Source organism: Candidatus Contendobacter odensis Run_B_J11, assembly GCF_000531125.1.
In the GTDB taxonomy this organism is placed as follows: domain Bacteria; phylum Pseudomonadota; class Gammaproteobacteria; order Competibacterales; family Competibacteraceae; genus Contendibacter; species Contendibacter odensensis.
The window spans coordinates 23,866-32,559 of sequence record NZ_CBTK010000190.1 but is presented as its reverse complement, the minus strand read 5'-3'; the positions used below and the strand labels follow the sequence as shown (position 1 = coordinate 32,559).

Here is an 8,694-nt window from a genome sequence, read left to right as displayed (position 1 = left end):
GCGGCGCAGCGGGCCAGCAGATCGCCGCAGGCACCGAGGGCTGGCGCGGCATTCCGGGCGATGATGCGTTCGATCAGTTCGGCGGCTCGCGGCGGCGGCAACAGGCCGAGGGCTTCGACCAGGGCCGCGTTGTCACCCAGGCTGTATTCGCCAGCAGCGGAGAGATCGGCCAGAAAGACGTCGATACGCGCGGTATCCCGCAACTGGTTCAGGAGCGCCAGTACTTTGGCCTCTGAACTCTGAGTGTCGGTTCGCCAGTGGCGCCCGCCTTCCCTCGGCCAGGTGCGCAGCATGTGCCCAGCCAGTTGGTGCGCCTCCCACCACAAGGGCGATTCGGAGCCTGCGCCGCCCTCGGCCCAGCGCCGGACCAGTTCACCCAGATAGGGCAGGGTGGCAGGCAAACCCGCCTGGTTAAGCACCGCGAGCCGCCGCCCGCGCGGCCACAGCACCAGACCCGCCCGGCGGTAGATGCGGTCGAAGGACGCGCCTTCGTTGCCGGTGGCCTCGTGGAAATGCTGCTCGTCGGGTTTCAGGTTATCAAAGGCGCCGGGCGGACAGAGTTCGTCTTCCTCGAACGGAAAGACCCCCAAATCCGACTGGCTGCCGTCCGGTCGCCGCCATTCGGCCAGCGTCGCGCTCCGGTCGCAGATATCACCCACCTCGAATCCTTCATCCTCCTCATCTTCATCCGCATCGGATCGCCCCCAGCGGCGGCGCGAACCGTAATAGTCGCCGGTGTATTCGGCACCGCCGCTCTCCTCGATGGAAGCCAGCGCCAGATGAAGATCGCAGTCGGCCTGCTCCGCCGCCGGAACCAATACGGACGCTGCGGCGGCGTCCGCTCCCTTCAGGGCGTCGAAGGCGAGCGCCACCGGGGTATAGGCATGTTCCAGGGGGTAGATCAGCTTTTCGGGCGAGTCGTCGTCGGGCGATTTCTTGTCGGCGACCCATTGTTGCAACAGGTCTGCCAGGGCGGCCTGTTCGGTCTCGTAACTGGGCGGTTCGGGCAACCGGCCCTTGCCGGGGTGCAGCAGGAGGTTGTAGACCAGCGTCAACCGGCAGCCCGACGTGATGGGCAGCACCTCGTGCACGCAGTCGGCATAAAACGCAGCGAAGGCCACCTCGGATGGTTCCAGGCTGTACAGGTCGAGTTGGACTTCCCGGTCGCGGTGGCGCACCCGCAGTTCGCCGCCGGTGTACAGGGAGGGCAACACGATGATGAGGGTGGCGAACATGCCGGGCGCTTTCTCGGTGTCGCGATGGCTCACGAAGAAGCTACCTGCGTCGTATACCAGCAGCTTGTACAGTTCCGCCACTACCGGCTTGATGACTCCCAGACCCTCGGCGGCTCGCTTGACGATGACCTCCAGGGTGCGCGGCCAGTTTCGCCCCCCGATGTGGACCTTGGCGGCGTCGATCTGCCAGGTCCGCCGCACGCTGGTATCGACCAGGGTTTCCTCACCCCGGCCATAGGGGGCCTGTTCGGCGACGGCGATGAGTTGTTCGGCCTGAACCGGCAGCAGCGGCAGAGCGATAGGGCCGACCCCTGCCACTTCCAGGAACGGCGCAAAGATCTCGGTCGATCCGGTCGCGTAAAAATCGCCGGGACGCCGGACCTTGCTCAATAGTCCAGCCAGTTCGGTGGTGATGGATGTCATGAATTTTCTCCGTTTTGTGCAACCTCTGGCGCTATTTGGCGATGAGCCGCTTGAACACGGCGGGATCGGATGGATTCATGATTTATTACCGGGAGCATGAATCGTACCGCAATCGCGCCGTGGCAACCCTAGCGGCATTCCCCCACCGAACCCGGCGAACAGCGTTTGCGGCCTACCCAGATGGCGCTGTCCAGTTTGGCGTCCGTAAAACGGGCGTTATCAATCCGGGCCTCAGCGAGCGCCGCTTCCGACAAGTCGGCGCCGGTGAAATCCACCCCCAGCAGATTAGCTCCATCCAGTTTGGCGCCGTGCAAATTGGCGCCGGTCAATACCGCATTCTCCAACACCGCCCGGCTGAGCGCCGCGCCGCTTAAATTGGCGTTTGGCAACTGGGCATTGGTTAAATCCGCTTGCGCCAGATGGGCTTTGCTCAGGTTCGCGCCGCTCAGGTTGGCGCCGCCGAGGTTAGCCTGATACAGCCTGGCCCCACTCAGGTCGGCGCCGCTCAGATTGGCTTGGGTCAATACCGCCCGATCCAGCCGTGCGCCGCTGAGATTGGCGCCGGCGAACACCGCGTGATCCAGATTCGCCGATACCAGCCGCGCCCCCGCCAGCGCCGCGCCGGAAAAATCGGCGTGACTCAACATTGCACCGCCCAAATCCGCTCCGCTGAGCCGGGCACCAGCCAGTTTGGCGTTGCTCAAATTGACCTGTTCCAGGATCGCCTCGCGCAAATCGGCTCCTTGCAGATCAGCACCCTGCTTGTCGCAGCGCAGCCAGTTGACCCGCCGGGCGGGCGGATCATCACAGGCAGCCCAGGCGACCAAAGGGAGTTGTAGCAAGACCAGCAGGCAGAAAACGCCCCTCGCCCGCTGCGAGAGGGGCTGAGGCTGAGGGCGGGCGTTCAATGCTACGGTCCTCACCCCAACCTTCTCCCACTGGGCGAGGGAGTACACGGCGCGAACGCCAAATTCACCACTTGCGGAAACCGCTCGACGAAATGCAGGGTTACGCCTTCCTTGATATGGTCCGGCAACTCCTCAGCATCGCCGCGACAGCCTTCCGGCAAAATGATCTCGTGGATACCCACCCGGCGGGCGGCGATGAGCTTCTCACGGATGCCGCCCACCGGCAGCACTTGCCCGGTTAAAGTCAGTTCGCCGGTCATCGCCAGCGGCCGATTCGTCTGCTGACCACGAGCCAGGGACAGCAACGCGGTCGCCATGGTAATGCCGGCGCTGGGACCGTCCTTGGGAGTCGCGCCTTCCGGGACGTGCAAATGAACGAACGCCTCATCGAAAAATTTGGGATCGGCCTGATACGCTTCCAGATGGGCGCTGAGATAGCTGTAGGCGATATTGGCCGACTCCTGCATCACCTCGCCCAGTCGCCCGGTCAGTTTGAAGCCGCGATTTTTAGTATGAACCAGGCTGGCTTCGACATTGAGCGTTGCTCCACCCATTGCAGTCCACGCCAGTCCGGTGACGACCCCGACGCCGGACATGGGTGTTTCGGTCTTGAACGGCGGCTTGCCCAGATAGCCGTCCAGATTGGGCGATTCCACCGCAATCGCCCCCTCACGGCCATTGACAATCTCTACCGCACTCTTACGCACAATCCGGCCCAGTTGCTTTTCCAGATTGCGCACTCCGGCTTCCCGTGCATAGCCCTCGATAATGTTCCGCAATGCCTCGTCACCGATCTGGATCCGGTCGCGTTCCATGCCACTGCGTTCCAGCAGCTTCGGCCAGAGATGATTACGGGCGATTAGCAACTTCTCGGCGGTGATGTAACCGGACAGCCGAAGGGTCTCCATCCGGTCGAGCAGCGGTCCCGGAATGGTGTCGAGCTGATTGGCGGTACAGATAAATAACACTTTGGACAGGTCAAACCGCACGTCCAGATAGTGATCCAGAAACTCGTTGTTCTGTTCGGGATCGAGTACTTCCAGCAGCGCCGAGGCCGGATCGCCCCGGAACGACGCGCCGATCTTGTCGATCTCGTCCAGCATGATCACCGGATTGGCGGTCTGCGCTTCGCGGATGGCCTGAATGAACTTGCCGGGCAGCGCACCGATGTAGGTGCGGCGATGCCCCTTGATCTCAGCCTCATCGCGCATTCCGCCCAGACTGAGCCGGTAAAATTTGCGATCCAGCGCGGCGGCTACCGAGCGGCCAATCGAGGTTTTGCCAACGCCGGGCGGCCCGACCAAAAGGATGATCGAACCGCCGACCTGGCCTTTCAGCGCCCCCACTGCCAGAAATTCGATGATCCGATCCTTTACGTCTTCCAGCCCGTCATGGTCGCGATCCAGGATTTGGCGGGCGTGTTTGAGGTCGAGGTTATCGGTGGAGTACACACCCCATGGCAGTTCAGTCATTGCATCCAGATAGTTGCGGGTCACTGCGTATTCCGGCGATCCGGTTTCCAGAATAGATAACTTGTCCAACTCCTCGTTAATCCGCTTCAACGCCGCATCAGGCACCTTCCGGCTGTCCAGACGCTCACGGAAACGATCCACGTCAGCAGTGCGATCATCCTTGGCGATGCCCAGTTCCTGCTGAATCGCCTTGAGTTGCTCGCGCAGGAAAAACTTGCGCTGATGCTCGCTCATCTTCTCATCCACTTGCTTGCGGATCTGGGTCTGGAGTTTGGCGACTTCCAGCTCCTTCTTGATCAGCACGATCACCTTTTTCAACCGCTCCAGGATCGGCGCGGTGGCAAGAATCTCCTGCAATTCATCCTTGCTGGCGGTGGTCAGGCTGGCGGCGAAATCGGCCAGCGGCGAGGGATCGTGGGTGTTGAAGCGGTTGAGGAAGAATTTCAGTTCCTCGGAATACAGTGGGTTAAGCGGGATCAATTCCTTGAGAGTGTTGATCACCGCCAGCGAATAGGCGCGCAGTTCTTCAACATCAGCTCCATCATCCTCACTCAGGTACTCGACCTGAACATGATATGGCGATTCGTGGGACAGCCAACTCAGAATACGGAACCGCTTCAGACCTTGGGCAATGAACTGTAGACGGCCTTCGTTGCGATTCAACTGGTGCATCCGGGCAACGGTGCCTACCTCATGAAAGTCACCAGGACCGGTGACTTTTTCCGCACTGTCCGGTTTGACCAGAATCAGGCCAATGACCCGCTGCTCGCGACTGGCGGCAACTTCGACCGTGGGTAGCCACGGTTCTTCACTGAGCAACAACGGCAGCGCTTGAGCCGGGAAAAATGGGCGTTCGGACAACGGCAGCAGATACAGGGTGTTGGGCAGGATGTCGGAGGCGGCGACAATTGTGTTATTGGGGGAGGAAGACGCCTCGCTGCTGTCATCCTCACGCACGACTTCCGCTTCAATGGCTTCGTGATCGGTCATATTTTTCACGCGGCTAATGGGATTTAACCCTTAAATGCGGGCGATGCGGGCGATTGCAAGAGCATAGCAGGCCAGCCTTCGTGAGTGTGGGCTATGCCAACAGAACCTCACTTAACAGATTCAGCATTGAAGTGGGTCACTCACGGAAAATCGGCGGCAGGAGCGGGCTAACACCCGTTCCTGCCGCATCGGTCGAAAACCGGTAGATGGCAAGCCCATGCCATAAGGGCCGCCGCAATTTATCGAAGAGCGCTATAGAAACGAAAGTCCTGCCCTATCGGTTCCGCAGTGATCGGGCTGCACCGCCGTGTCGCTAACCCGCGAAGCGCCGGAACACCAGCGTGGCGTTGGTGCCGCCAAAACCGAAGCTGTTCGACATCACCACCTTGAGATCGGCGTTATCCACCCGCTGGCGCACGATGGGCAAACCTTCCGCCGCCGGATCGAGCGTTTCGATGTTGGCCGAGGCGGTAATAAAGCGGTTGTCCATCATCAACAGCGAGTAGATCGCTTCATGGACACTGGCCGCACCCAGCGCGTGACCGGTCAGCGACTTGGTAGAACTGATCGGCGGGATATGATCGCCGAACACCGCCTGAATCGCTTCCAGTTCGCGAATATCCCCAGCGGGAGTGCTGGTGCCGTGGGTGTTAATGTAGTCCACTGGCTCGTTCACCCCTTCCAGCGCCTGCTTCATGCAGCGCAGCGCACCCTCGCCGGAGGGCTGCACCATGTCATGGCCATCCGAAGTCGCCCCGTAGCCCACCAGTTCGGCATAAATCCGCGCACCGCGCCGCTGAGCGTGTTCCAGCTCTTCCAGCACCACCAATCCGCCACCGCCGGAAATCACGAAGCCATCGCGGTTGGCATCATAGGGGCGTGAAGCCGTCTGCGGAGCGGCATTGTACTTGGTCGACAGCGCACCCATGGCGTCGAACAGATGGGTCAGGGTCCAATGCAGTTCCTCAGCGCCGCCCACGAACATGATGTCCTGCTTGCCCCACTGAATCAGCTCTGCACCATGGCCGATGCAATGGGCGCTGGTGGCGCAGGCGGAACTGATGCTGTAATTGACGCCTTTGATCTTGAACGGCGTCGCCAGACAGGCCGTCGTGGTACTGGTCATGGTGCGGGGCACCATGTACGGCCCGACCCGTTTCAAGCCCTTGCTGCGCAGCAGATCGGCGGCCTCGACCAGGTTCTGCGGACTGCCGCCGCCGGAACCGGTCACCAGACCGGCGCGCGGGCTGGACACCATGTCCCCCGGCAACTGGGCGTCGGCGATGGCCTCGCGCATGGCGATGTAGTTGAATGCCGCCGCCTCGCCCATGAACCGCAGGATTTTGCGGTCGATCAGCGCTGCCAGGTCGACTCGCAACGGCCCACGCACATGAGAGCGCAAGCCCATTTCCTTGTAGTCTTCCGCGAATTCCAGACCGCTGCGACCCTGCCGCAACGATTCCAGCACTTCCCAGCGGTCGTTGCCGATGCTGGACACGATACCGATACCGGTTACCACCACCCGTCTCATCTTTTCTACCCTCAAAAGCCATCGGTTGAGGTGAACAGTCCAACCCGCAGATCTTTGCCGATATAAATAGTCCGGCCATCAACCTCCAGAGTTGCGTCAGCGATGCCCATGACCAGTTTACGCAGGATGACCCGCTTCATATGAATGTGATAAGTGAGCTTGTGAGCTTCGGGGCGCACCTGACCGGTGAATTTAACTTCACCGCAACCCAGCGCCCGCCCCCGCCCCAGCCCCCCCGCCCAGCCCAGAAAGAATCCGACCAGTTGCCACATCGCGTCCAGTCCCAGGCAACCCGGCATCACCGGATCACCGATGAAATGGCAGCCGAAAAACCACAGATCAGGCTGGATGTCCAGTTCCGCGATAATCTCACCCTTACCGTACTGGCCGCCTTCGGCGGCGATATGAACGATGCGATCCATCATCAGCATGTTTGGCAGTGGCAATTGAGCGTTGCCGGGGCCAAACAATTCGCCGCGAGCGCAGGCAAGCAACTCTTCGCGGGTGTAGCTGGATTTTTTATTCACGACCTTGGATGTCCTGGTAACGCAGTGGGAAAAATTGGAGTCGAAGCGGAATCTGGATTAAGGATTATAAGGATTTTTGGTAGTGGCGCGAATGAGAACCGCGTTGATCGATTCAGAAGCGAGGGGCGAATTCATTCGCCGGAACCCGGGGCGACTCTGAGCCAGAAAGTGACTGGGCCGTCGTTGCTCAGGCTGACTCGCATGTGGGCGCCGAATTGCCCCATTGCCACCGGGCGATGGCGCTGGCCGGCCTGTTCCTGCAAATACGCAAACCAGCGCGCACCCTCGGCGGGCGGCGCGGCCGGAGTAAAACTGGGCCGCATACCCTTGCCGGTATCCGCCGCCAAGGTGAATTGTGGAACCAGTAACAGGCCGCCGCCAGTCTCGCGCAGACTCAGATTCATCTTGCCGGCGGCGTCGGCGAACACTCGGTAGCCCAGCAATCGTTCCAGCAACCGGTCGGCCTGCGCGGCGCCATCGCCGCGCTCGACTCCGATCAGCACCAGCAGACCTGCGTCGATCGCGCCGACCCGCTCCTCACCGACTTCAACACACGCTGCGGTGACCCGTTGTAACAATCCGATCATGCCAACCGATCCGCGAAACTCTGGGTCGCGGTGATCAGCGCATCGACAATTCCCGGTTCACTGGCGGCATGACCGGCGGCGCCGATGATCCGCAATTCCGCTTCAGGCCAGGCCCGGTGCAAGGCCCAGGCATTATCGAGCGGACAGATCACATCGTAGCGCCCGTGGACGACGACACCGGGAATATCCCGCAGCCGGCTGGCATTGCGCAGCAGTTGATCCGGCTCCATGAAGCAGTGATTCACGAAGTAATGACACTCGATCCGCGCCAGTCCCAGCGCCCGACGGGCTTCGCCAAAATGATCGACCAGTGCGGTATTGCTTTCCAGCGTCAGGGTGGATCCTTCCCACACCGACCACGCTTTCGCCACCCGCAACCGCTCCAGTTCATTGACACTGGTTAACCGCCGGTAATACGCCTGAACCAGATCATTTCGCTCCGCCGCCGGAATCGGGGCAAGGAAGTGTTCCCACAAATCGGGAAACAGGCGGCTGGCGCCTTCCTGATAAAACCAGGCCAGATCCCGATTCCGGCACAGAAAGATGCCACGCAGGATGAGGCCGCGCACCCGATCCGGATGAGTCTGCGCATAAGCCAGCGCCAAGGTCGAACCCCACGAGCCACCAAACACGATCCACCGGTCAATTTTCAGATGCTCACGCAGTTTTTCCATATCCGCCACCAGATGCCAGGTGGTGTTATCGCGCAACTCGGCATGAGGGGTGGACTGGCCGCAGCCACGCTGGTCAAACAGCACGATGCGGTAGCGTTGCGGATCGAAGAATCGTCGGTGCATCGGTTCGCAACCGGCGCCAGGGCCACCGTGCAGGAATAAAACCGGCAGACCCTCCGGGTCACCACATTCCTCGACGTGCAGAGTGTGCAGGTCATCTACGGCGAAGCGCTGGCTGGCATAGGGCTTGATGTCGGGAAAGAGAACGCGCATGGGCACTCCATTCGGATGCAGAAGCGGGGAGCTTCCGGGCTTGGATTTGTTGCAGGCAATTCTACCCGCAATCC

The 8,694-nt window shown here is 61.0% G+C and carries 7 protein-coding genes; all 7 read right to left on the bottom strand.

Annotated elements, in window-relative coordinates; genetic code table 11:
• Window positions 1–1,658 (bottom strand): 2OG-Fe(II) oxygenase (locus BN874_RS11825; protein ID WP_034433528.1); only part of this gene is annotated, 1,658 nt, incomplete at its 3' end.
• Window positions 1,659–1,786: 128 nt separating this feature from the next.
• Window positions 1,787–2,581, bottom strand: coding sequence for a pentapeptide repeat-containing protein (locus BN874_RS11820; RefSeq protein ID WP_195912178.1), 795 nt, complete (start codon window positions 2,579–2,581; stop codon window positions 1,787–1,789).
• On the bottom strand, window positions 2,578–5,028 hold the full coding sequence (gene lon / locus BN874_RS11815; protein ID WP_051497761.1) for an endopeptidase La: 2,451 nt from the start codon (window positions 5,026–5,028) through the stop codon (window positions 2,578–2,580). Before lon ends, BN874_RS11820 begins: the two co-directional genes overlap by 4 nt.
• 313 nt (window positions 5,029–5,341) lie before the next feature.
• Window positions 5,342–6,559, bottom strand: coding sequence for a beta-ketoacyl-ACP synthase I (gene fabB, locus BN874_RS11810; protein WP_034433526.1), 1,218 nt, complete (start codon window positions 6,557–6,559; stop codon window positions 5,342–5,344).
• 11 nt (window positions 6,560–6,570) lie between these two features.
• Entirely contained in the window at window positions 6,571–7,086 is a 516-nt protein-coding gene (fabA, locus tag BN874_RS11805; RefSeq protein WP_034433524.1) for a 3-hydroxyacyl-[acyl-carrier-protein] dehydratase FabA, read from the bottom strand.
• A 131-nt stretch (window positions 7,087–7,217) separates the two neighbouring features.
• Window positions 7,218–7,673, bottom strand: coding sequence for a D-aminoacyl-tRNA deacylase (gene dtd / locus BN874_RS11800; RefSeq protein WP_034433522.1), 456 nt, complete (start codon window positions 7,671–7,673; stop codon window positions 7,218–7,220).
• Entirely contained in the window at window positions 7,670–8,620 is a 951-nt protein-coding gene (gene pip, locus BN874_RS11795) for a prolyl aminopeptidase (RefSeq protein WP_034433520.1), read from the bottom strand. Before pip ends, dtd begins: the two co-directional genes overlap by 4 nt.
• Window positions 8,621–8,694 lie beyond the last annotated feature (74 nt).